The organism is Nostoc sp., from assembly GCF_036917675.1.
Lineage (GTDB): Bacteria > Cyanobacteriota > Cyanobacteriia > Cyanobacteriales > Nostocaceae > Nostoc.
Window position 1 is genome coordinate 1 of record NZ_JBALCT010000054.1, and the last position, 24,636, is coordinate 24,636.

Annotated in this window: 20 protein-coding genes and 1 pseudogene; 11 read left to right on the plus strand and 10 right to left on the minus strand. The window is 41.2% G+C overall.

Translation table 11 applies throughout. From position 1 onward, the window contains the following. Positions 1–247: 247 nt before the first annotated feature. Positions 248–874, minus strand: a complete 627-nt coding sequence (locus V7K31_RS21160; RefSeq protein ID WP_335096649.1) for a class I SAM-dependent methyltransferase — start codon at positions 872–874, stop codon at positions 248–250. Between the two features lie 93 nt (positions 875–967). Between V7K31_RS21160 and V7K31_RS21165 the strand changes: the two genes are divergently transcribed. Genes V7K31_RS21165 through V7K31_RS21185 form a run of 5 tightly spaced genes read left to right on the plus strand, consistent with a single transcriptional unit; the run spans position 968 to position 6,458 of the window. Continuing rightward, positions 968–1,123, plus strand: coding sequence for a hypothetical protein (locus V7K31_RS21165; RefSeq protein WP_335096651.1), 156 nt, complete (start codon positions 968–970; stop codon positions 1,121–1,123). Beyond that, a complete protein-coding gene (locus V7K31_RS21170; protein ID WP_335096653.1) occupies positions 1,095–1,295 on the plus strand; it encodes a hypothetical protein in 201 nt (66 codons plus the stop codon). The genes V7K31_RS21165 and V7K31_RS21170 overlap by 29 nt, the downstream gene beginning before the upstream one ends. Positions 1,296–1,325: 30 nt before the next feature. Further along, positions 1,326–2,294, plus strand: a complete 969-nt coding sequence (locus V7K31_RS21175) for a phosphate/phosphite/phosphonate ABC transporter substrate-binding protein (protein ID WP_335096654.1) — start codon at positions 1,326–1,328, stop codon at positions 2,292–2,294. A gap of 13 nt (positions 2,295–2,307) precedes the next feature. Then, a complete protein-coding gene (locus V7K31_RS21180; RefSeq protein ID WP_335096656.1) occupies positions 2,308–5,037 on the plus strand; it encodes a response regulator in 2,730 nt (909 codons plus the stop codon). Beyond that, positions 5,034–6,458 (plus strand): hybrid sensor histidine kinase/response regulator, encoded by a 1,425-nt coding sequence (locus tag V7K31_RS21185; RefSeq protein ID WP_335096658.1) that lies wholly within the window; start codon positions 5,034–5,036, stop codon positions 6,456–6,458. Before V7K31_RS21180 ends, V7K31_RS21185 begins: the two co-directional genes overlap by 4 nt. A 31-nt stretch (positions 6,459–6,489) precedes the next feature. On the opposite strand, the gene V7K31_RS21190 is transcribed toward V7K31_RS21185, so the two are convergent. The 4 genes from V7K31_RS21190 to V7K31_RS21205 all read right to left on the minus strand — a co-directional run bounded on the left by V7K31_RS21190 (position 6,490) and on the right by V7K31_RS21205 (position 10,203). Next, on the minus strand, positions 6,490–7,299 hold the full coding sequence (locus tag V7K31_RS21190) for an ABC transporter ATP-binding protein (RefSeq protein WP_335096659.1): 810 nt from the start codon (positions 7,297–7,299) through the stop codon (positions 6,490–6,492). Positions 7,300–7,515: 216 nt separating this feature from the next. Continuing rightward, positions 7,516–7,722 carry a DUF7219 family protein gene (locus tag V7K31_RS21195; RefSeq protein ID WP_335096660.1) on the minus strand — a complete coding sequence of 69 codons (207 nt, stop codon included), beginning with the start codon at positions 7,720–7,722 and terminating at the stop codon, positions 7,516–7,518. Positions 7,723–8,146: 424 nt separating this feature from the next. Continuing rightward, positions 8,147–9,187, minus strand: a complete 1,041-nt coding sequence (locus tag V7K31_RS21200) for a FecCD family ABC transporter permease (protein WP_335096662.1) — start codon at positions 9,185–9,187, stop codon at positions 8,147–8,149. Then, positions 9,184–10,203, minus strand: coding sequence for a FecCD family ABC transporter permease (locus V7K31_RS21205; RefSeq protein ID WP_335096663.1), 1,020 nt, complete (start codon positions 10,201–10,203; stop codon positions 9,184–9,186). Before V7K31_RS21205 ends, V7K31_RS21200 begins: the two co-directional genes overlap by 4 nt. 736 nt (positions 10,204–10,939) lie before the next feature. On the opposite strand from V7K31_RS21205, the pseudogene V7K31_RS21210 reads away from it, so the two are divergent. The 4 genes and pseudogenes from V7K31_RS21210 to V7K31_RS21225 form a co-directional block, all read left to right on the plus strand. Next, a pseudogene (locus V7K31_RS21210) lies at positions 10,940–11,137 on the plus strand (helix-turn-helix transcriptional regulator); the annotation flags it as partial. 177 nt (positions 11,138–11,314) lie between these two features. Next, on the plus strand, positions 11,315–11,551 hold the full coding sequence (locus V7K31_RS21215; protein ID WP_335096664.1) for a hypothetical protein: 237 nt from the start codon (positions 11,315–11,317) through the stop codon (positions 11,549–11,551). Between the two features lie 184 nt (positions 11,552–11,735). Beyond that, complete coding sequence (locus V7K31_RS21220; RefSeq protein ID WP_335096666.1) at positions 11,736–12,758, plus strand: iron-siderophore ABC transporter substrate-binding protein; 1,023 nt, start codon at positions 11,736–11,738, stop codon at positions 12,756–12,758. A 255-nt stretch (positions 12,759–13,013) separates the two neighbouring features. Next, the gene (locus V7K31_RS21225; protein WP_335096667.1) at positions 13,014–14,234 is read left to right on the plus strand and encodes an acyl-CoA dehydrogenase family protein; all 1,221 of its coding nucleotides are present in this window, start codon (positions 13,014–13,016) and stop codon (positions 14,232–14,234) included. 91 nt (positions 14,235–14,325) lie between these two features. On the opposite strand, the gene nifE is transcribed toward V7K31_RS21225, so the two are convergent. The 3 genes from nifE to V7K31_RS21240 form a co-directional block, all read right to left on the minus strand. Beyond that, complete coding sequence (gene nifE / locus V7K31_RS21230; RefSeq protein ID WP_335096669.1) at positions 14,326–15,717, minus strand: nitrogenase iron-molybdenum cofactor biosynthesis protein NifE; 1,392 nt, start codon at positions 15,715–15,717, stop codon at positions 14,326–14,328. A 1,348-nt stretch (positions 15,718–17,065) separates the two neighbouring features. Beyond that, the gene (locus V7K31_RS21235; RefSeq protein ID WP_335096671.1) at positions 17,066–17,443 is read right to left on the minus strand and encodes a hypothetical protein; all 378 of its coding nucleotides are present in this window, start codon (positions 17,441–17,443) and stop codon (positions 17,066–17,068) included. A gap of 21 nt (positions 17,444–17,464) precedes the next feature. Beyond that, positions 17,465–17,872: a hypothetical protein gene (locus tag V7K31_RS21240; protein ID WP_334942524.1), complete on the minus strand. Its 408-nt coding sequence runs from the start codon at positions 17,870–17,872 to the stop codon at positions 17,465–17,467. 977 nt (positions 17,873–18,849) lie between these two features. On the opposite strand from V7K31_RS21240, the gene V7K31_RS21245 reads away from it, so the two are divergent. Continuing rightward, positions 18,850–20,034, plus strand: coding sequence for an AbrB family transcriptional regulator (locus V7K31_RS21245; protein ID WP_335096673.1), 1,185 nt, complete (start codon positions 18,850–18,852; stop codon positions 20,032–20,034). A gap of 88 nt (positions 20,035–20,122) precedes the next feature. On the opposite strand, the gene V7K31_RS21250 is transcribed toward V7K31_RS21245, so the two are convergent. Further along, positions 20,123–21,190 carry an NAD/NADP octopine/nopaline dehydrogenase family protein gene (locus V7K31_RS21250; RefSeq protein WP_335096675.1) on the minus strand — a complete coding sequence of 356 codons (1,068 nt, stop codon included), beginning with the start codon at positions 21,188–21,190 and terminating at the stop codon, positions 20,123–20,125. A gap of 867 nt (positions 21,191–22,057) precedes the next feature. On the opposite strand from V7K31_RS21250, the gene V7K31_RS21255 reads away from it, so the two are divergent. Further along, positions 22,058–23,260, plus strand: coding sequence for a substrate-binding domain-containing protein (locus tag V7K31_RS21255; RefSeq protein ID WP_442941344.1), 1,203 nt, complete (start codon positions 22,058–22,060; stop codon positions 23,258–23,260). 813 nt (positions 23,261–24,073) lie between these two features. Here the strand turns inward: V7K31_RS21255 and V7K31_RS21260 are convergent. Continuing rightward, positions 24,074–24,397, minus strand: a complete 324-nt coding sequence (locus V7K31_RS21260) for an RNA recognition motif domain-containing protein (protein ID WP_335096678.1) — start codon at positions 24,395–24,397, stop codon at positions 24,074–24,076. Positions 24,398–24,636: the final 239 nt, after the last annotated feature.

Genomic DNA, 24,636 nt, shown 5'->3' on the forward strand with positions numbered 1-24,636 from the left:
CCCAACTTTCCTCTGTTTTTGGTGTTTTTCTCAAGGAATCATCCTTCCATGTTATATTTTCTCTCTGGACAATTAATCCACCCTGCCTTCCCTACAAGGGAATGGGGGTTTCAAAGCCTCTCGACCCTTGCCTAACGGCAGGCTGACGCCAACGGGGAGAGGAATGGAAGCGGGGTTTTTGGTATACTTTAAGACTTTTCAAACATCCTCTAAACTTCATGGTCAACTGTTGTCAGACAAAATTGGTTTAAGTTTTGAGTTTGGCTGTAGCTACCATCAATCCCCACACAACACCAAAGCGAATTTTGGTTGCACTACAAACCGCAAAATTTGCATCCTTAAGCAAGCTGTGAAACTCATTTTGGGTATAACACTGCTTATGAGCCGGATCAAAAACCTTAAGTGCTAAGTCAAATATTTTACAAAGTAAATAATCTCTACACCAATCTAGAATAATGACTTTACCATCAGGCTTCAAGACACGTCTCATCTCTTTTAATGCAGCAAGTGGCTGATCAAAGTAATGAAACGAATTTGCAGACACAATCACATCAAAACTATTACTATCAAATGGCAACGTTGATGCACTAGCTGTCTGAAATGATACTTGAGGATAAGCACTACATTTGAGTTTAGCGATCGCCAGCATATTCTCTGAAATGTCTATACCGACAATTTGTTGCCCTGAATATTCAGTTAGTAGTAAACGTTCAAACTCACCAGTACCACACGCAATATCAAGTACAGTATCTGTTGGTGATATCTCTACCCAGGTTTTAAGGAAAGACAGTGTGTTAGCTATATAATCTTTCCAGCGTAGATCGTAAATGGCAGCTAACTGGTTATACTGTTTGCGAACTGTGGTTTCATTCATGCTGGTTTCTGTAATCAGGATTTTAAGTTAGCTTATATTTTTCAGGTATTTTAGTATACATTATACTTGCTTGACACAAGTAATTCCTACAAGGTGAGATCAATTCTTGTGGGCTGGACATCCAGCCCTTGGCTACGGAACCTCGTGTCGCCCACCCCACAAGAAGTAGTTGAGTATTTTTTTATTTGTCAGTCCCTAACGCTTCCCCATTTCCCGCAAGGTGGAGAACAGGGAGCGATCGCTAATTAATTTGGGTGCTGGGATGAATGCCCAATGCCCCATTCTCCATGCCCAAAAACTCCATCCCCTTGTGGGTGGAGTTTTTCATGTGTTCTGGTGTATGCAGTTGATGAGGGCTATTTATTTTCAAGTTGGGAGAACATACACCGTTTTGGGATTAATAAATGTAAAGCCCCTCTGAAGAGAACAGGTTCCCAAAGGATAAAGAACCATGCACCAGCAACTTTTTTGTCAAATTGTAAACAATATATTTGCTAAAAAGACTACTTTTTTTACCTCAGTATTAACGATCGCCATATTTGCCACAGCCTGTACTCCAACTCCTGAAAGTTCGTCTGTAACTCAACCGAGCATTGCTCAGTCGCCTACTAGCACTACCAGTCAAGCTGGAGAAGAACAAGCAACGATTACAATGGCGGTGATTCCCTGGCAGGTTTCATCTGAACAGGAAAAGAAACTCCAACCTTTGGCTGACTACCTGAGCAAAGCACTAAAACGACCCTTTAAATTTCAAATTACTAAGGACTACGAAACAGCAATTGATTTATTGGTCAAAAAAAAGGTAGACATTGCCTACCTTGCACCCACCAGCTACATCGAAGCTCATCGCCGCGATCCCAAGGTTGAGCCATTGGTTGCCCAAATTAATAAAGAAACAAAGCGACCTTGGTACACAGCTGTGATTATTGCCAACAAGGCAAGTGGTATCAAAACCCTCAAGGATTTGAAGGGTAAGCGATTTGCTTTTGTCACCAAGTTATCGACATCTGGATATGTTGTACCGACAGTTCATTTTCAGGAAATAGGTATTAATCCTGAACGAGATTTTAAATCGGTAATCTTCGCTGGCAGCCATGATAAAGCAAAACAAGCTCTAGTTAATGGGGAAGTAGATGCGATCGCCGACGATCGGCGGTCTTATACCGATCAAGTTAATGAAGGGAAGATTGACGCGAAAAAATACACAATTATCTGGGAATCTATCCCGCTTCCTAGCGTGCCCATTGTTGCGTCTAGTAAAGTCTCCGTCGAGTTGAAAGATGAGTTGAAAAAAGCATTGATTGACGCGCCAGCAGGTCTTGTAGATCCCACAGGCGGTATTGGAGTTGGCTACACTTTGGTGCAAGACGGAGATTACGACATCGTTAGAGAGTTGCAAAAGCAAATTTCCAGCAAATAGGGCTAACCAAGATATGCGGATAACGACCAAATGTATTGGATCATCTGCGATCGTTCTGGGACTGGTTGCCTCTACCCAAATTGGAGGCGACCTCTTTATCAGGCAAGCAGAACAAAAAGCAGAGGATACCCAGGCAAAAAATGCTCAAGCTTTGACGACTATCTTGCAAATAAACCTCTTTTTGAATAACCAAGTAGCTGCGCTTAAAGATATGATCTTGCTCAGGCGCGATGCTTCTAATTTGGTGAAATATCAGGAAGCTTTATCTGCCTTTACTAAAAATTTGCTTGAGTTAAAAAATTTAAAGCCAGAGATAAATTCAGAGTTAGTCAAGATTAGCGATCGCCATAGCCTACTGACGAATCTAGTTATCGAATTAACTAATCAATCTAACACAGATAAACCCTTAGAATTAGTTGAATCCCAACAAGATTTTCGAGTACTAAACGCTTTTTCTCGTGATATTGAACTCTACTTAAAGTTATTAACCCAGAACCTTCAGAAACAGGATAGCTTGGCGAAGCAAGAATTTAATAACTTTAAACAGACTACTCAAGTTGCCAGACAAATTTTGCTTTTGTCCATTCTCCTAGTTTTTGTCGGTCAGTTATTGCTGATCCTTCTACCAGTAATTCGCTCGATTCAAAAGCTACAACAAGGAGTGGCAAAAATTGGGGATGGAAATTTAGAATACCGCTTGAATATTCAAACCAAAGACGAAATTGAACAACTGGCAGAAGCTTTTAACCGAATGGCAGCAACCCTAGCCGATTCCTATCGTTCCCTAGAGTTGAAAAAAGAACTTGCTGATACGGCAAATCGTGCCAAAAGTGAGTTCTTAGCTAACATGAGCCACGAGTTACGAACTCCCCTCAACGGTATCCTGGGTTATGCTCAAATTCTAGAACGAGATAAAAGTTTAACTGATAAACAGCAGAATGGCATCAGAATTATTCACCAGTGCGGTTCACATCTGTTAACACTAATTAACGACATTCTGGACTTATCCAAAATTGAAGCTCAGAAAATGGAACTCTACAATAATGACTTTCATTTTCCAGCATTTCTTCAGAGTGTGGTGGAAATTTGTCGGATTCGCGCTGAACAAAAAAGCATTTCATTCATTTACCAACCAACTTCAGAACTACCTATTGGCATTTCGGCAGATGAAAAACGATTGCGACAAGTCTTAATTAACCTATTAGGTAATGCCATTAAATTCACTGAGAAAGGAGGGGTGAGATTTACTGTTAGCTTTGCAGACCAATTTTCAGTCAATGAAACTAACCAAAAACCGACTCATAGAATTCGATTTCAAATCATCGACACGGGAATTGGCATGAACCAAGAACAGGTAGCCAAAATATTTTTACCCTTTGAGCAAGTCGGAGACATTAAAAAGCAATCAGAAGGTACTGGATTAGGTTTAGCCATTAGTCAGCGAATTGTCCAATTAATGGATAGTACAATCCAAGTAAAAAGTGAAATAGGTCAGGGCAGCACTTTTTGGATTGACTTGGATTTGCCAGAATCAGTGGATTGGATGCAATCAACTAGAGTCATGGCTGCTGGTAAAATTGTCGGAATCGCCACTGGTAAACGGAGAATCCTAATTGTGGATGATAAGTGGGAAAATCGTTCTGTTGTCGTTAATCTGCTAGAGGAGATTGGATTTGAAATTGTAGAGGCAACTAACGGCCAGGAAGGCTTGGAAAAAGCGATGCAATTTCTGCCTAACTTAATCATTACAGACCTGACAATGCCCGTAATGGATGGCTTTGAATTAACACGTCGCCTCCGGCAACAAGAAGAGTTTCAGAAGTTGACTATCATAGTTTCATCTGCGAGTGTGTTTGAATCTGACCAACACAAAAGTCTCGGAATTGGTGCAGATGATTTTCTCCCAAAACCTGTACATGCTGATGATTTACTCCAGAAGTTACAAAAATATTTACAAATTGAATGGGTTTATGAAACTGTTCCAGAAAAATCTCTAAATGGGACACTGAATACTACCCATAAGCAAAATAGTTCTGTTTTAACTGCTCAAAGAGCAATTGTGGGGATTACTGGCAATAAGCGGAAAATTTTGATTGTAGATGACAACTGGGAAAATCGTTCTGTTGTTGTCAATTTATTAGGTGATATCGGCTTTGAAATAATCGAGGCAAGTAATGGTCAGAAGGGCTTAGATAAAGCAGTTGAGTTGAAACCTGATTTGATTATCGCTGACTTGTCTATGCCAGTCATGGATGGCTTGGAAATGATCCGTCGCTTGCGAGTGTTGCCATTTGAAAATTTACCAATAATTGTTTCATCTGCCAGTGTATTTAAATCTGACCAGCATGAGAGTTTAGAGGTAGGTGGCAACGATTTTCTGCCTAAACCAGTGCAAGCAGATGAATTGTTCCAGAAGTTACAGAAACACTTGCAATTTGAGTGGATTTATGATTTACCAGAGAGGCAAGAAGGAGTTAAGGAAACCGAAATTTTAAAAGTTACTTCTGTTGATTCTTCACTATCAGACACTTACTTAATTGCTCCACCGCCTGAAGAAATTGAGCAACTATTTGAGTTGGCGATGAGAGGTAACATCAAAGGGATTCGAGAGCAAGCCCAAAAGCTGAAACTGTTGGATGAAAAGTTTATCCCATTTGCCGAACAATTACAGCAACTTGCTAAAAGCTTCCAAATCGACAAAATTAGGGAATTTATTCAGCCATATCGAGGAGAAAAACAATGAATATACCTGTTCTAGAGAAAGGGGTAATTTTAATTGTGGATGATAACCCGCATAATTTAGAAGTACTATCTGAAGCATTAATTGATACAGGTTGGGAGATATTGATTGCTGTGAATGGCGAGGGTGCGATCGCTCAAGCTGAATATGCCAGTCCTGATATTATACTTTTAGATGTAATGATGCCTGGGATTGACGGATTTACTGCTTGCCAGCGTTTAAAGTTAAATCCTCTAACCTGTGATATCCCGATAATTTTTATGACAGCTCTCTCTGAAACTGTCGATAAAGTAAAGGGTTTGAGTTTGGGAGCAGTAGATTACATTACGAAACCGTTTGAGTATGAAGAAGTATTAGCTCGTGTGAAAACGCATCTACAAAACCGTAATCTTACTAAACAACTCAAAACTCATAATCAGCAACTTGAACAAGAAATAGCCGACCGTCTTGCAGTCGAAACCAAGTTAGAAAAGCTGACTCAGGAGTTAGAGCAAAGGGTAGAAGAACGTACTTCTCAACTATCTCAAGCGCTTGATAATTTGCAGCAAGCTCAGGTTAGTTTGGTACAACAAGAAAAGATGTCTACCCTTGGTGAGTTGATTGCTGGAATTGCCCACGAAATTAACAACCCAGTCAACTTCATTTTAGGAAATCTTAGTCACGCTGCTGAATATACCCGAAATCTTATTGATTTATTTCAACTCTATCAGCAATATTATCCCAATCCAGAAGTAGAAATTGCCCAAAAAATAGATGAAATCGATATTGATTTCTTAATACAAGATTTTCCCAAAATCATCTCGTCTATGCACAAAGGAACAAATCGTCTAGCACAGATGATTTATTCACTTAGACATTTTTCACGTCGAGATGATTCAGTAGTAGAACCTATAGATATTCATGAAGGTATTGATTGCACACTATTGATTTTACAATACCGCTTGAAAGCGAACTCAGAACGTAGTGAAATTCAAATTATTAAAGATTATGGAACTGTGCCACCTGTAGAATGTTTTCCAGGCCCACTGAATCAAGTTTTCATGAATCTTCTCGCTAATGCAATTGATGCTATAGAGGAGTCATTTGTCACTAGGAGAAACTCCCAAGTTGCAGCAAGTGGCGTTCACTTATCATCGGTACTAGACAACGGACAAATCACGATTGGCACTGCTGTAGATGAACAACGCTCACTCGTAGTAATTCAAATTGTCGATAATGGCATTGGCATGACAGAAGAAGTCAAACAGAAGTTATCTGAACCTATGTTTACTACTAAACCTGTAGGAAAGGGAACAGGGTTAGGTTTATCTATTAGTCGGCAAATTATTGAGAAAAAACATGGTGGATCTCTCTGGTTTGTATCTGAGCCGGGGCAAGGCACAGAATTTTGGATTGAAATTCCTTTGCTAAGTAAAAAGGCTTAACAATTCAAAATTCAAAATTGTTCGCGCAATGTTAATTGACCCCACTATCTCTTTGCCGACCCAAAGGAACACACCAAGGTTTACCCATTACTGGATCTGGTACAATTCGACAAGCTAATCCAAACACCTCTTGCACCATTTCTTGTGTCATTACATCTGCTGGATTTCCATAACCCATAACAGCGCCATCGCGTAAAGCTACTAGATTGTGAGCATAACGACACGCCTGATTGAGATCATGCAACACCATGACAATTGTTCTTCCCTCTAGCTGATTCAAATCCCCCAATAATTCCAGCACCTCCACTTGATGCGCTAAATCTAAGAAAGTAGTCGGCTCATCCAATAATAAAATTTGTGTATCTTGTGCTAAAGTCATGGCTATCCAAGCACGTTGCCTCTGTCCACCAGAGAGGGTATCTACGGCTCTATTAGCTAATTCGTTTAGGTCTGTAGTTGTTAATGCTTTGCAGACTTGACGTTCATCTTCAGCAGTCCAAGATTGAAACCAGTTATGTTGATATGGATAACGACCCTGTGCTACCAAATCTCGCACAGTCAATCCTTCTGGTGCAGATGGGCCTTGAGGAAGAATACCGAGTTGTTGTGCAACTGTGGTTGTTGATTGTCGAAAGATATCAACCCCATTGAGATATACACTACCAACCTGGGGTTTGAGTAATCTAGCCAAGCCCCGCAGTAGAGTAGATTTACCGCAGCCATTGGGGCCAACTAGAGCAGTAATTTGTCTTGTAGGAATCAGTAGGTTCAGACCGGATATAATTGCCTTGCCGTCGTAAGCTAGACCCAGATGTTGGGTTTCAAGAACTGTGTTTTCCATAGAGCTTTCTTATTGCTTGGATAATTGGTCTGAAAGTGCGTAAATCATATTGCTGGCTACTTACTGCTGCACTTAGTAAAGAAACTCTGATAAAACACTTGGGTAAACATGCATCAGTACTTTCTTTAAGGATTGCGATCGCGACCGGAGGGCGGGAAAATATATATACTTCTCACATTAGCTATTTACTAGTGCTTTTTTAGCAGATTTTAACTGCTAAAAAAGGTGGTGAATTTGTTTATAAGCTTCTTCTGGAGAAATTTTCCCAGCAGTTTGCAGACTAGATATGTATTTTACCCGTTGTGAAAACTCTTGCAGATGTGCATTAAATACCAAATACTCTATCTTGAATTGTCCATAATATGGACTACGTGGATAAAGAAAATCACACATTTCCGAGAGAAAATCTGAGTTTGTATTCATAGGAACCAAATTCACTGATTTTAGGCAAGCGTAGCATACATTATGCCAGTATATTTAACATTTGGGGATGCGATTTAGAGTAGGCGCAGCCCAACCTAGACATCACCTTTTGATCATTTGCTCACTCACTTCGTCATCACCAAGAGAAAATGGTCAAATCAGAATGGCTACGCTTGTAAGGCGCAAACCCTTAATATGGCAGGATGAGAGGGTCTAGTGGTTACATGGTCAACAATTAATAACTCAATACGAATATTGATGCGGCTAGATGATTGAGATCATCAGGTTATCATGACAAATGAGTAGTTTTGAAAACCACTTTAGGGATATTCGTAAAAAACCTATACCTGTCAGTACAGGCTAAATGCCCCGCTATCTATGTACAGCACTTTCAAGACCAACGCCTAGTTTCTTTTTTGCCTACTCATCTTTGCCGCCTTTGGTATAGTAAATAGATAAAATAAGGCGCTCCCAAGGCAGCAGTGAGCAAACCACAGGGTAATTCTGTCGGAGAAAACATTATCCGACCCAAAAAATCTGCTGATGATACCAATAATCCCCCGATTAAGGCAGCGACTGGTAATAAATTTTGATGTATTGATCCAACAAGTCTACGTGCCAAATGAGGAGCCATTAATCCAACGAAGCCAATTGTACCTGCGATCGCCACACTTGACCCAGCCAGCGCTACACTCACTAACAATAATTTGCTCCTCTGATATATGACTCGGCTACCGAGTCCTTTAGCTACTGCATCACCCAGTTGCAAAGTATCAAGTTCCCGCGCTAGCAGTAAAGCTAAAGGAACAAAGATAACTATCCAAGGTAGCAGTTGCCAAAGTTGCTCCCAACTTTTACCAGCAACACTACCCGCCAGCCATACTAGCGCTCTACTAACGTTGCTGATTTTACCGAAAGTCAACATCAAAGTCGTGAAAGCTCCCATCATTGCTGCGAGTGATACTCCCACCAACACTAAACGCAGAGGTGATTTTTCTCCCGTGCCAGCTAGCAAGTAGATGAGACAGCCCACAATAAAAGCACCACCAAAGGCAGCCAGGGGCAAATACATAGTGGGTACAGCCGGGAATAATACAATCAAGGTAACAGCAGCTAAGGCTGCACCTGCATTTACCCCAACGATGCCAGGGTCAGCTAAAGGATTACGTGTCAATCCTTGTAAAATTGCACCGGCAACGCCCAAGCCGACTCCTACCAACCAGCAGATTAACACTCTAGGTAAACGCAAGGTAACAACAACAAAGGGAGATTCTGGATCTTGAGTTGGTAAACCAAGAACAGCTTTAACTATATCTGCTGGTGGGACAGGGTAATCTCCCAAACTGAGGCTCATCCCTAAAACAGCAAGGGTGATTAATAGCACTACCAACAAGACTCTAGTTACAGGCTCCTTGCCAAGTATTGAATTTTGAATTTTGAATTTTGAATTTTGAATTGTTATCATCCTCTCTTCACCCGCCAACGCACTAGATACAACAAAAAGGGCGCTCCTAACATTGCTGTCATCACGCCAACAGGTAATTCTTGGGGTCTAATTAACCAACGGGCTGCTAAATCTGCCCATACTAATAAGTCCGCGCCAAATACAGCCGCACAAGGCAATACCCAACGATAATCAACACCCATTACTCCCCGCGCTAGATGGGGAATTACCAGACCGACAAAGCCGATAGGCCCTGCTAATGCTACAGCACTTCCCGCTAAGATGACAATGCTTGATGCTGTTGCCAACTTTATCCAACCTGTTTGCTGACCTAAGCCTGTAGCTACCGATTCTCCTAAACTGAGAATATTGATCTGTCTACTCAAGGCAAAAGCTGTTAATAGCCCCACTATCATCCAAGGCAACACAGTCAGAAATAGATTGAAGTTTAGTCCTGCTAGAGAACCTGCTAGCCAGAAGCGTACTTCTTCAAGAGTTCGCTCACTCAAAATCAATACACCTGTGGTAATTGAAGATAGCAAGGCGGTGAGGGCTGCACCAGCGATAGTCAACTTCAGTGGTGTTGTACCCCCTTGTCCCAGAGAACCGAGGGAATAAACTGCGATCGCTGCTAACAATGCTCCCAAGAATGCTACAAGAGTAATCAAGGCTGGTGAAGATATACCCAAGCCAAAGACCATTACTACCACTGCTAAGGCTGCACCTGCATTGATCCCCAAGATACCAGGCGCAGCTAAGGGATTTTGAGTCAATCCTTGCATTAAAGCCCCAGCTATAGCCAAACTAGCACCGACCATACTTGCAATCAGTGTGCGTGGTAGGCGAATTGAGCGGATAATTATGTGTTCGGTGGAGTCATCAAAGTTGGTAAAGGCGGTAAGTATTTGGGAGGTAGAAATGTCAGCAGCACCGTAAGCAATGCTGGCAAATATGCCAAGTAACAGTAATAGAATTGCTACAACTAAGCTCAGAATACGAGTATAGTATCTTTGTGGATTGGTAGTGGTTGCGTTCATGAGTAATAAGGAATTGGCGGAGTCCGACTTTTCCAGTTTTTCTGCAATATTAAAAGACTAAAAAAAGATAAAAGGCTGCTACGGCAGGGCACTCAGCACATAGCAAGAATATCATGCGTATGGCAAATTTACTTGCAAAAGGCAAAAATTTTTGATACATTGCCCGCTAGAACACCGATTCATTAATCAAACACAAGACTGATAAACCCTGTTTTAACGTCTTTTATAATCAAACATTGCTTGTTGCAACCCAACGAAACCTAGTTTTTTCGTCATAATTCAGAATACTGAATCGGTATTTTAGGCAGCCAGAGCAAACTCATGTGTGACTCGTTCCTAAGCCACTCATTTGTCATGAGAACCTGATGATCTCAATCATTTAGCCACATGAGTATTCTTATTGAATTATCAATTGTTGACCATGCAATGCATACACCCAAAAGCCATCTATATTATGGGTTTACGCCTTACAAACGTGCCATTCGGATTTGAGTATTTTTTCTTGGAAATGACTGAGTGAGCAGATGATGAAAAGGTAATGCTGACGCTAAATAATATCCCTCAATGTTAAAAATATTGGCACTGTGTATGATATGCTTGCCAAAAATCAGCGAAATTTTCAAAGCACCAACATGTCTGACAACAAAAACGGCAAACACTAAATACCTTGCTATTGCCCTGGCAGGTTAAGTTTGTCAGCTGCGGCTTTTTTGAACACAGAGATACATACAACCTCATGAAACTGGACGTGAATCTTTGCATTTGCAACAACCTGAAGTCAATTAGAACTCGCTTGGGCATGAGCCAGCAAGAATTGGCTAATATAGCTGGTGTCACCCGTCAGACTATTGGTGGTCTGGAATCGGGACAATATGCTCATTCAGTTACCATTTCCCTGCGTTTAGCCAAAGTACTTGGCTGCAAAATTGAGGACTATCATCAGTACAGCAGTTTCTCAATATCTTGGGACATCGGCTAGTGCGATCGCAATTACAAATTCTTGGTGTCTATGACATCAGCAAGACTGGGGAAATCATAGCAAATATTTAGAGTCATGAATAGCACGCTTGAAAAATTGATTATTTCCAAATTTTGATGTTTTAGAGTATTTATGTCCGATGATACCGATGTTGTTTGGATCATTTCTAGTCATGTATTGCAGCGTTTTGATCAACCATTACTACAATACATATCGCAGTATATGAATGTGGATCTATGGGAATATCACTACCATAAAGATCAAGGTAGTTCTATAGATGAAGCTGTAGATTTGATGTATGAATTCTTAGCACACTATTCTCATCCTATACATTTAGCAGGTCATGGTGCGGGTGGTGCGATCGCCTAAAATATTATCATTAAGTAGGCATTAATGCGATTATTGTGGACTTTATTGAGATTGAGGTCGTGTTATTGACAATATACGCTTACCCTGCGTATATATATCCCTTTTTCCTCTTGTACAGCCAAGACGCGATCGCACTTGGCCGCAGTCACTCTGCTAGAACCTCTATCTTGTTCACTTTGTCAATATGCCTAAGTTTAAGTTCTACTTCGTTGTGCTGCTCACGCTCTTGGTGATTTCTGCTTGCAGTTCCTTTGGTCGTCAATTACCGACCCGCGACATAGCTGTTGTTCCCTCAAGTCAAACATCACCTGTGCCTGTCCACGTAGTCCAACACGCAATGGGTCAGACTCTAGTTCCCGTCCATCCTCAACGAGTTGTCGTCATAGATCCGTGGCTAGTGGAAATACCTCTAGCTCTGGGAGTCAATCTGGTGGGTGCTCCAGGTCTGGCTTCAACTCTCCAAGGGCTAGGGTTAGAAGATAAGCACCCCGGCATTAAAGATATTGGCGCACTTCTGACGCCGCCGAACATGGAGAAGGTTATGACTCTCAAGCCGGACTTGATCTTGGGCACGATGCGGAATCAGGATACTTACAGTTTATGGTCTCACATTGCACCCACCGTTCTGCTTAAAGTGGAAAGCAATGGAGACTGGAAACAACCGTTTATGCCAGCAGCAAAAGCTCTGGGGAAAACCGAGACAGCAAAACGTTTAACGGACAACTACAACATACGTATAGCCGAATTCAAACAAAAGATCGGTTCCCGACTCAAAAAAACTTTTGTTTCCGTCGTGCGCCTCATCCCAGAAACGATTAACCCGCTAACTAAGGGTGCATTCTCTGGAGTGATCATAGAGGATGCTGGTCTAATCCGTCCTCCTTCGCAAAATCTGGATGCTAAAGCAACTCAAAAAAAAGCGGGCAACCCAGTTGGCTATAATATCTCTCCAGAAGTCCTCACCCAGATAGATGGGGATATCCTATTTATAGTGCGCTACGGCTTCAAAGACCCTGCACAGTCAAAGATAGCTGTCCATCAACTAATGGGAGAACCTCTGTGGTCAAAGCTTAATGTTGTCAAGCAGAGTAAAGTTTATGTAGTTGATGATTTTTATTGGCTCACTGGTAGCTATCTATCAGCTAATCGAGTTATTGATGATTTATTTACTTATATCTTGCACCCCCCTGGAAGAAACCAGGAGTAAATGAATAAAGCGTGCAAAAGTGTAACATCATTTTTATTGGTGGTTAATTTTCGAGTTGTCAGTCTCAAGTCGACACGAGAAAAGGCAAACAGTATGTAATTAAGTTCTTATTTATGCTTATTACCATACTGCTTTTATTTGCGAACATAATTATTCATACCGCATTAAAATAACCTACTTACACAAATTGCAATAAACCAACTGATGCAAAATGTAAGATTAGCAACTAAAAACAAGTCTATGAAACTCTATTAAATGATATTCAATCTAACTCTCAACAAGCAAACTCTAATTGAGCGCATTAGCCAACTTGCACGCGATAACTTCGCCTCTCGTGCCGCTAGTTATGACCACAATGCTAGCTTCCCAAAAGAAGATTTTGAAGACCTTTTTCAAGCAGGTCTGAATGCGCCTGTTGTGCCAACTGAATACGGTGGTCTAGGGTTAGGACATGATAGCGATATCTTTACCCTGTGGATGATGACAAAGGAACTGGCAAAAGTGGATTTATCCCTAGCCCGTTGCTGGGAAGGACACGCAAATGCCCAAGTTTTACTAGCAGCTATGGCTAATGAGTCTCAGAAAAAGCGCTGGTTTGAGGGTATTGTCCAGCGTGGAGAGATATGGGCGGCTTGGAGTGGAGAACCCCAGTCTCAGATTCCAGATCAAAAAGCCAGCCTTGGCACAAGTGTGGAGGTGGTAGATGAGGGATACATCATTGATGGCACAAAGGTATTCGCTACCAGTGCCCCAGAAGCACAGTGGGCAATTCTCTTGGTCAACACAGCAGGGCCTGGGGGAGCGCGTCATAGCAATGGCTCACCGACATCAGTATTGTTACTAGCCTGCGACTTATCTGACCCCAGTATTAGCTTTGATGATAGTTGGTGGCAGCCAATTGGGATGAGAGGTACAGTGAGTTACTTAGTTCGCTTTGAAGGTACTTTCATCCCTAAAGAAAACTTGATTGGTTATCCAGGACAGTACATTCAACAGGAGTGGCAAACGCGGTTTACACCTCAGTATGGCGCTGCTTTTCTCGGAGCTGCTGAAGGAGCCTATGATTATACTTTAGGATACATCAAAAAACAGGAAAAAGCACACGACCCCTACGTACAACACCGAATTGCTAAGGCAGCAATTAATATAGATACTATGCATCTCTGGCTGCGGCAAGTAGCCACTCTTTGGGAAACAGGCCAGGTCTTAGGGGCAAAACAAGCAGGCAATCGCGCCCGTTACATAACTGAACAACTGGCTTTGGAAACGGTGAACGACTGCATACACGCTTGTGGATCTCGCTCCTTGATTAAACCGAGTCCTGTGGAGCGAATATTGCGAGATTTATCCTTTTACGTATTGCATGATAATTGCGATCGCGTTTTGTCTTCAATCGGTCAGGAGATTCTAGGGCAATCCTTTGATCGTGCCTATTTCAACACCCACCCAACTCGCCAAGAAGACCTTACAGAGTAATAATTTGCAATATAAATTACATTAAAGAGATTGAGGCAACTTGTGGTAAAAAAGACCGTTTGTGTGATTCTGTGGCTTGACAAATTATTTATCAAGCGACATCATAGTTGATTTTTTCATCCCAAGGAGCAGGTTTCCTGACTTGCTCCCACACTGGACTATACAAAGCTTTATACAATTCTCGTGCCAGTTCCACCAGCCCTATATAACCAGCGTAGGCATGATGGCGTTCATGGTTAATATCCAAAAAAGGAATTTGTGCTTTGAGTGCCGTATACTTATTGCCAATCCCAGTAATAACCACATCAGGGTTTGTATCTTTGATTACCTGTAGCAAGACTTCAGGGGTTGCTTGGGGCAAAACAATGCCATCTTCACCAAGATATTGTTTAATTTTGGCTTTCTCCTGTTCTGTAGTCTTAGCGTTAGTGGTAGCAATCACTTCCATTCCCAAATCTTTGGCAGCTAAAATAATCGACCAAATTTTTACACCACCAGTAGAAAGAATAATCCGCTTGCCTTTCAACAAGGCACGGTAAGGAGCTAGGGCAATATCTAGGGCTGCGTTTTCTTCTCTTATCAACCATTCTGTACGTTCTTGAAGAGATTTATCCCCTAATGTTGCTGCAATATTTCGCAAACAATGGTTTAAGTTTTCCACACCGAAGAAAGATTCTTCAACATAAGGAATTCCATAAAGTTCCTTCATTGTTTGCGCCATTGGCAGCACTACATTTGAGCAAATGACTACATTCAACTTGGCACGATGAGCATAGCAAACTTCTTTATAGCGAGCATCACCCGTAATTTTGGAGAGAACGCGTATACCCAATCTATTGAACAGTGGTAAAACATTCCACAAATCACCAGCAACGTTGTACTCACCAACAATATTGATATCGAAAGGGGTGGTAAATTCTGGTTCTGCCGTTCCGATTACATATTTCAATAAAGTCTCATTGCCGATGCGATTACCTATATTTTTACTACCAAGAAATCCAGGCGAATTTACATAGACAACCGGAATATCAATTTTCTGTGCAGCCAATTTACAGACACTATCGATATCATCACCAATCAAAGCGGTAATACAAGTAGCGTAGACAAAAACAGCCGCAGGATTATAGCGTTGAGCAACATCGAGAATAGCTTTGTACAGTTTCTTTTCACCACCAAAAACGACATTATTCTCACCAAAATCAGTAGTAAAAGCAGTTTGGTATAATTGAGAGCCTGATGATAGGCTACCATGAGTCGCCCAAGGATTATGAGTACAACCAACAGCTCCATGTACTAAATGAACAACATCAGTAATAGCTCCGACAGAAACCATCGCTCCATCTAAAGGGCAATTTCCTTGGTTCGCACCTGGTTGTGGTGGTTTTGTGCAAGTTAGTTTTTTCTTGTCACCCAATTTTTTTTGGTTATGTTTGCAACCTGTTTCGTTGAGTGGTTCGTTGATTGTTACTTGAGTATTTTTCATGCCTTTCCTCGTACTGAAGATTAATACAAAAGAGTCAAGATTTAGGAGTTAGAAGGCGCGATGTCGCTTGCCGAATTATTTGTTAGCTCTATTTATTAGCCTAAAATCCGCTCTAGGTAAGCAATAGCCGAAATCTTTAATCCGAGTAGCGCGTATCTCAATAAGTACAGTTTTTGCTACTAACAGCACGACCGCAAAGATGAATGAAACTCCTTCTCTGGCTCTATATCGACACTAATTTGGCAAATGGTCATTTAATTTGTCAAACGACACAAAAAAGATTCTTCGAGGCTTTGTATTCTTAGAAGAAAAATTCTTTGAGTCCCTTGATTTTAAAATCCTAACAATAGCTGTAATTAATAATAGTAAACTTGATAACAATAACGAAAACTAACATTGAAGTATCATGGATATGACCAGTTATATATAGACAGCTTTGTCTATATTAGAAAGATAATTCATCGAAAGAAATAAGATATTTTTTAATAAAAATAGACAGACTATTCTAACTATATATGAGTTTAGTCTAGATGTTTTTTTGGATGAATACTCGATAATTACTCAACTCAAAACAACAGAAAAAGCGCAGTTAAGTAGCTTGATATAAATATAAGATAGTTCGTCATTGCATTGGTACAACCTTCCCTCTCAACCTGAAAAGTCCAACATTCTACTCCATTCATTTTCGATGCTGCCAACCGCAAGTCTTCAATTTGCGATGGTGTTAATAATTTGGGTGCGGCTGTTAGGGCTAAGTATCCAAATGCTTGCTCCTGTTTTCTTCGCATCAAGAATACATTTTACTCCATCAGTAAATTCTTTCCTAGAAATCACCTAACATTTATGCTGCACCTTTCAATTGACACTCTTAGATACCCAAAAACTTAAACTATACATAATTGAACTTATTGGGACTTAGACAAAAACTAGCCAGAAAAAACCATTAAACGTATATACAGAAAAACTTTGACATCATTTTGCCTATTTTATTGATATATCTAGGTTTCAAGCATTTTTAATCCTTTGGTGTATTTTCTTTGCTCTGTATGGGTTTGGAGCTTGTTTCTGCCTCAAAAATGTTTAAGTCGCATTATTACAAAAAGGGGAGTCAGGGCTGCGATCGCATCTCTGACTCCCCACCCTCTACAATGATTATCATTGCTCTTTACTGAGGATTTTATTTTTTGGAAATCCCTTATCACCCAGTCCATTAAAGAATATGGGTAATGACAAGGCGTTTAGTTTTAGCGTTTACATGGGTACAGTGTCGAATGGTGTTAAACCCTAGACTTTTTGTACAGCAAGCCTTATGAGCTTTTTTAGTACAAATGCAAGGAGGAACTTCAGCTTAGTCTGGCCGATAATAAAACTCCCGACACAGAAAATTGGGTTGGCTGCCATCCTTGAACTTGTGAAACGCAGCAATGACCCACAAATCTTTGTTCATGTTCGCTGCCAACAAGGATTCTACTGAATCGCGATCGTATCTTGCACAGAAAGCCTTCTCATTGATATTATCTACAAACGGTGTCACCTCAGTTTCACCCCAATCTTTGAGGGACTGGGCACCATAAGCGTGCATAATAATTTGCTGATTATGCTTGCTTAGAGTAAATTTTTCGATCCATGTAGTCTTTGTGTTGGAGTTTATCCAGGTTCCTAAATAAGGCGTGAAATCAATCACGGTGTCCTTGGGCTGAGTACCGTAAATTTCGTTTCGTTCCATCTTGAAATCTTCCTCTTCTTACTAGCGATGAAAAAACTCACGGGCAAAATGATCAGTTCGACCACTACCATCTACGTAGCGGGTATAAGACTGAATGACCAAGATTCCCAATTTTTGGTTTGCCACAAGATGTGTCTCAATCCCATCTAGCTTGTAAAAAGCGTGGAATCCCCCTGCTGTAAGTGAGCTTCCTACAGCGTAAGGCGTTGCCTCAACCTCACCCCAGTCAATTGGTGAGGGTTCGTTGGCTCCATAACCCTGAAATAGAAGGCGATCGCCTTGTTCAGTCAGAACCACCCGCACCAAATAATTAGTATCCGATTTAGTATTGACCCAGTTACCGACTAAAGGTGAGACTTCTATCGGCTCCTTGATACTAGGGCGTTGGTCAGCCTGCATGTAGTGTGCGTATTGAGTTGTTTGTGTCACTAGCTAACTCTCTAATGAATAAATTGCAGCATTTTAATAATAAATATAAACGATTTATTAGCGTATATCTCATTAAGATAATATTTTATTAATAAATTATAAGTTGATAGTCCCAGTAAAACATTAATGGCTGTAGTTGTTCCAGATATAATGTTGTTAATAATGAAGCAATGATTCATTACTCTAAATATTTGCTAAAACTTCCCCAATGTTTCTGATCTCATAGCCACTGATCACCTCTAATTGCGAGCGCACTAATCGAGCAAGATATTGAGAAACTACAAAAAGCCGTAGCCGACACATTTAATCTGATTGGAAAAAGCTTCTAGCCAAATAGCCTACTGTAAGCATAGTTGCCTTAAAAACTGTGTTTGCGTCGTCGATTTTGATGATATCTTAAGTACTATTAATTATTGACAAATGGTTGATGATCTTAGCTCCACTTTATCTATTTTTTCGCAATGCTCAAGCTGACGCTGAAAGCTTTATGAGACGGTAGTTTTACTTTTTTTTTCACTGAGAATCAGTCATGTGGAAAAAGTTTTTGCCAAAAAGCTAGGGTTTTGCCGTATCAAGAGAACCAAGTTCTGAATTTTGGATAAAGTCGAGCTAACTTACTGTCTAATATATTATGTCTGCTGGTTAATAAATCACGTGTTTGAGAGTATTGAATAATACTCGTTATTTAGGGTAGGCGCAGCCTGCGGCACGCATCGCTCTTCGGAGAAAAACTTTTTGGTTTAGTGTTAATATATCTTTACAGTGGACATCTGAGTTTTTGGAGTTGGATAAGTGCCAGCTCAATCAAAGTTTGAATTTAATTCAGATACTGCCAACTATCATTAACTCAATGACCATCAGGGTAAGCGCATCTCAAATAGGATTGACAAAACATACATTCGCTTCGTATACAAAAGCTCTAGAATTCACAAATGGCAAAAGTTTTCGGAGAGTGACAGAAGAGGGATATTCTCCAGATGAATAACAATGTCAACGTTTTCCAAAGTAATGTCTCAGATATTCTAAGAATTGCGAAAACTGCCGCATTGCTATTTGCCGCAAGCGTCGCTGGTTTCCTGTTGAACTGGTTGCATGTTCCCCTGGGCTGGCTGCTCGGCCCATTGGTTGTGGGGATTATCTATACCATGAGTCAAAAAATTCCTCAACCAATGTCTCCAGCCTTTTCAATTATTGGACAGGCAATTCTTGGTATTTCGGTTGCCACCGAATTCTCCTGGGATAGCGTCACTATGATGTCAACCCATGCTATACCATTACTTATTTGTATTACGATCACAAGTAGTGCGAGTATCCTCAACGGTTACCTTCTCAGCCGCTTAGGTGGACTGGATTGGTCAACTGCACTTTTAGCGTCTATCCCCTGCATCATCCCTAGTCTGATTACATTGAGTGAGGAAGTAGGTGCTGATGCGATCGCCGTTGCGATTCTCCAGTACCTGCGTAGTATACTGATTATTGTGGTAGTTCCACTTGCAGTTGGTTTATTCGTTCCAGATGTTTACTTAGATTCGCATTTGACTGCGATCGCAACACTGCCTGCAACGAGTAGTACGCCAATACAAATGTCTTTGAATTTACTCATTATCGTTGCGTGCGTCGGCTTGGGTGTCTGGTTGGGTAGCCAAATCCACTTTCCTGCTTCGACATTTTTCGCACCTTTGTTTGTAGGATTGCTCGCCTGTTGGACACTGCCGTACAATATACAGGTTCCCGATATAATCTTTGACAGCGCGTTGCTATTTATCGGTTTCGCCACAGGTTTGCAGTTCAACTTGCAAGGTGTTCGTCGACTGGTGAAAGCAATTCTGATTGAAGTTGTTTTGGCGCTGTTGCTAATTGTAGTTTGCTCGGTAGTCGGATACGAGTTTCATTTAGTTACGAACATCGATACTATAACCGCTATACTCGGCTCAATGCCTACAGGAACACAAGCAATGGTTGCCAGCACCGTTCATTTCGGTGGCGATACTGGTGTGGTTGTGTCGATGCATACGATCAGAATGTTCGTTATTCTGGGGCTACGTTCACTATTAGTTGCTCCCCTGCTTAGACATGAGCTATCTCCAAAAGATTCCCAGCTTGTTGGCAGCTTTATTGATAATGGGCGCAGTGGAGAGAAGATTTTAGATGAGTTTTCTTAGCTCGACTTTATCCGCCAAAAACCGTCATAAAATCTTAATCAAATTCAACTCCAATGAATAGGAGGGCAGCTCAAAAATGATAATATCACTAAAGTTCTTGACTGAGCTGATGCCGATCCAATTCCAGAAACTCAGCAGTCCACTCTAGAGGTATGTCAAGGAACTTATTTCCTATTGTGATGCAACTGTCCAGAAATGGTGTTTCCACTCCTGCGAGACGAGCTAAAACTTGTAGGGGAAAACAGCCATAAGGCAGATCCTCAACCAAATAGCGGTGATGAGGGTTACACAGCGTCGTACTGGAGTAAGCTCCAACCTGCTGCATATGTTCATAAAGGGATGATCCGGTGGTTCCGTATGCGATTTGATAGTGGCTTTTGATATCAATTAAGTTGAGGATTCCCAGTGCTTCACCCACTGCTATGCGATCGCGATCTAGGTGGTCAATGAGTCCAACAGTACGAGAACCAAGATTATGATAGAGGTTGTAATCCTCACCAGATTCCCATCTAGCTAATGAAACCAGAAGCAGAGGAAGATGGATAATGTCATTAACTTTATTGAGATTAATTTCTAAAACCGAAGCAGAAGCCCATAAATTACTAAACACAGGTTTATAAGCGATCACAATCCGATCTGTCATGGTTCGGTTCTGAGCTGCCACAAAGAACTTGTTGATAAGCGTGCTAATCCTGATTTGATCCTCCGTATTACCGCGACTGACGAACGGAGTATTGTTGACATCAGCCACAGCAGGCAGCTCTTCCTTAGCTATTCCCAGTCTCTGGAGTACCTTACAAAAAACCCGACCTGCAAAGCGACTAGCACAAAAAACCAGAATGTTCATTTGAGGATTGATATATTCAGCTAGAATCCTGGCGTAGGGTTCAATGTCTTGACCGCGACAACAGATCAACACGTTGAGTGGTAGTTTACCACCATTTAGTGCCGCCAACTCATAAATGTTATTGGAACAAGCTGTAACTAGATAACTTCCCGGAGAAACTGATCCAATTGAGTGAATGGTTCTTGTCTGGGAAACAATCGAAGAACGGCGAGAGAAAAGGTAAACATTATTTCCTTGAGTACTCAAATAGACAGCTGTAGCTAAACCAATGTGTCCTTTACCTACAACCAAATAGCTAGTCTCTAGCATCTGCCTATTAGTTTATCCGAAAACCATAAACAAGGATATCTTAAATTCACCATTCGCATAAGAATTTTGTCTGGGCCTTGCTGAATCAAAGTGTGAATTATGCGCTCGCCTCAAGGCTGCAAGCGTTGTGCGCCTGCATCGGCACATAACCATATTTAAGATAATAACTACAAATTCTGATTCCGACGAAACACATCAGCAATCAATTTTCAATCATGCGATCGCTAATAAAAATCTGATGTTTAACATGTAGGCACGGGTAGGTTGCACGAAAATATTTAGGCTTAAAATCGTTCATATACGCGACACAATCAAAAATTTTCTGTATTTATAAATACACATTGCTCAGAAAATGCCAGACAAAACTTTTTATTTTTTCGCAATTATTTTGGCTATGTGTATGGTATGCTTGCAAAGAAGGAAAAAAAGTAGTAATAAACTAACAAAAAGTCAAGTAATTACTTCAATAACTGCAAAAAAAAAATCTGGTAAGTATTTTGACAATAATTATGTATGCAAAATTACAAAAGCATTAATAGGACTCCCAGCAGAAAAGGCACACACTATAGCAATCCGATTTCATTCCTGAATCACTTATAGAGATAGGGAACGGAGAAGAAAGAATAAAGGTGTACTGAGTTTATTCAAAAATCAAATAAGAGTCCTATAGAAGACCTTGCTATTACTTAGGCAGTCAATCATGAAAAATTTCACCATCAGTCATGAAAATCTGGCTTTCCCCTACACCCTTTGTGAAGTCCAGATTAAATGTGCCCGCTACGGCTTTTTGTAACAAAGAGATACAGCCTCATGAAGCAGGATATGAATATTTGCAATAACCTAAAGGCAATTAGGAATCGTCTGGGCATGAGTCAGCAAGAACTGGCTAATATAGCTGGCGTCACCCGTCAGAGTATTGGTGCTGTGGAAACGGGACAATGTGCTCCTTCTGTTAGTATTTCCTTGCGTTTAGCTAAGGCGCTTGGTTGCCAAGTTGAGGACATATTCTGGCTAACAGAGGAGGATTTACCCAAAATTGAGGCGATTCTTGTCGGTTCGACCCCTAACCTACGGCAATCACGAGTTAGTCTAGCGCGGATTGGGGATCGATGGATAGCTTATCCCCTATTAAACAGAGATGCTTTTCGCATCGAAATGATTCCATCTGATGGTGAGGTAGTTGCAGTGAATCAGCAAACTGCCATTAGCCTCAGCGATAGCGCAGCGTTAGCGTACCCCTGCGAGGAAGCAAGCTACGCGCAGCCTCTTGTAGAGAAGAACGAGCGTCATTCGGAGAGTGAAGCACAGAGCCAGACAGGTACAAATAAAGTCCTGGTTAGGCTTCTGGATGATATGGACAAACTGCATAATACAGTTGTGATTGCTGGTTGTACACCTGTGCTTTCAGTTTTAGCAAGAGCAACTGAACGCTGGCATCCAAAACTGCGAGTTCATTATCATTTCGCCCATAGCAAGCCGGCATTGCGTAGTGTGTGCCGAGGTGAAGTTCACATTGCAGGGATGCACTTATACGATCCCCAAACTGAGGAACATAACATTCCCTTTGTGCGGGAAGCTTTAGCTGGTAAGAGTGCAGTTTTAATCACCCTTGGAGTTTGGGAAGAGGGATTGTTAGTTCCACCAGGAAACCCAATGGGAGTTAAAACAGTTTCCGACTTAGTAGAATTTGGAGCAACTGTTGTCACCCATGAAGTGGGTTCTGGCAATCGGATGCTTTTAGAACGGAAACTCCTTGAAGAACGAGTGCCATTCGAGGCTGTCAAAAGATTTAACCATATCGTTCACAACCATCAAGATGTCGCCTTATGTGTAGCATCAGGAATCACTGATGCAGGTATCAGTACGGCATCTATAGCTGCTACCTTTGGTTTGGGATTTATTCCCCTTCATAGTGCGCGATACGACTTGGTGATTCTCAAGGAACACTTGCAAGAAGCACCAGTACAGCAGTTTATCAATATCTTAGGAAATCGGCTAGTGCGATCGCAATTACAAATTCTTGGTGGCTATGACATCAGCAAGACTGGGGAAGTCATAGCAAACATTTAGAGTTATGAATGGCACGCTTGAAAAGCGGAAATACTTGTGGTGTAAGCAGTTTACAATTGCTTGTCTAATTCAATTGGGTGTGAAGGTTTGAAGAGTGTATTTACAAAAACAATTTAGCTTTTTTTGGCACAGTTTTGTGCTGTCCAGTTCTTGTTTAGCGATGTCTATACCAGTTTTAGGTCAAGAGATCCCAAATACTAACGTTAGTGAACAGCAGTTATCATCGCAAAAAACTTTAACTACAACAATTGAAGCAACTATAAAGATTCTACCAAAAAGGCCACCTTAGCCTCATGGTGTATCTCCAGAGGTACTCAGCCAAATAGATGGAGATGTCCTATTTATATTGCGCTATGGCTTCAAAGATCCAGCCGAGTCTAAAACCGCTCTCCGTCAACTCATGGCAGAACCTTTGTGGTCAAAGCTTAACGTTGCCAGACAGGGTAAAATTCATATAGTTGATGAATTTTGTTGGCTCGCTGGCAGCTATCTATCAGCCAATCGAGTTCTTGATGATTTATTTAGCTACTTAGTAAAGGGGTAATCGTGCAATGGCGATTTCAGTAGACTGAAAAGTTCTGCGTTAGCGTTCGCGAAGCGTCTCGTAGAGAAGCTCACGGTTCGCGTAGCGTCTCCCAGAGAAGGTATCGCCATCGCTGTGTGTGCGTTGTGTAGGTCAAGCGACATCATTGTTGATTTTTATCATCCCAAGGTGCAGGTTTGCTGACTAGTCAAAGTTTTGCATAGAAAAGGCTCAAGCATTTCTACATGAGCCTTTCCTAAATTCAATTAAGTTACTTTGGTCTATTTACCTTAGTAGCGGTTACGGTTGTAGCCACCGCCACCGCCACCGCCGCTACGATTACCACCACCGAAGGAAGAACCACCTCTGTCTTCTCTGGGCTTGGCTTTATTTACTTTCAAGTCACGACCAAGCCATTCAGCACCATCAAGGGCTTCAATGGCTTTTGTTTCTTCATCTTCTGAACTCATTTCCACGAAAGCAAAGCCGCGTAAACGACCTGTTTCACGGTCAGTAGGTAGCTGAACACGCTTTACAGCACCATATTCTGCAAAAACAGCACTTAGCGCGTCTTGTGTAACTTCATAGGAGAGGTTACCTACGTAAATTGACATTCAATGTCTCCAAAATCATAAGTTTGTAGAGATTTAGATTTCGGAGAGAAGTCTGTAATACCAAAAGGGAAAAGCCTGTCAATACTAATAACAAACACTGTCGCCGAATTAATTCTCATTTCACTTCCCATGATGGCATGGCAAGTAGCTTTCTGGGGAAAAGTTTAAAAAAATGTTATAAAAAGTTATATTACCAGTTGATAGCTAAGTGCTGGCTAGTCCAAAACGGGTGAGGCTAT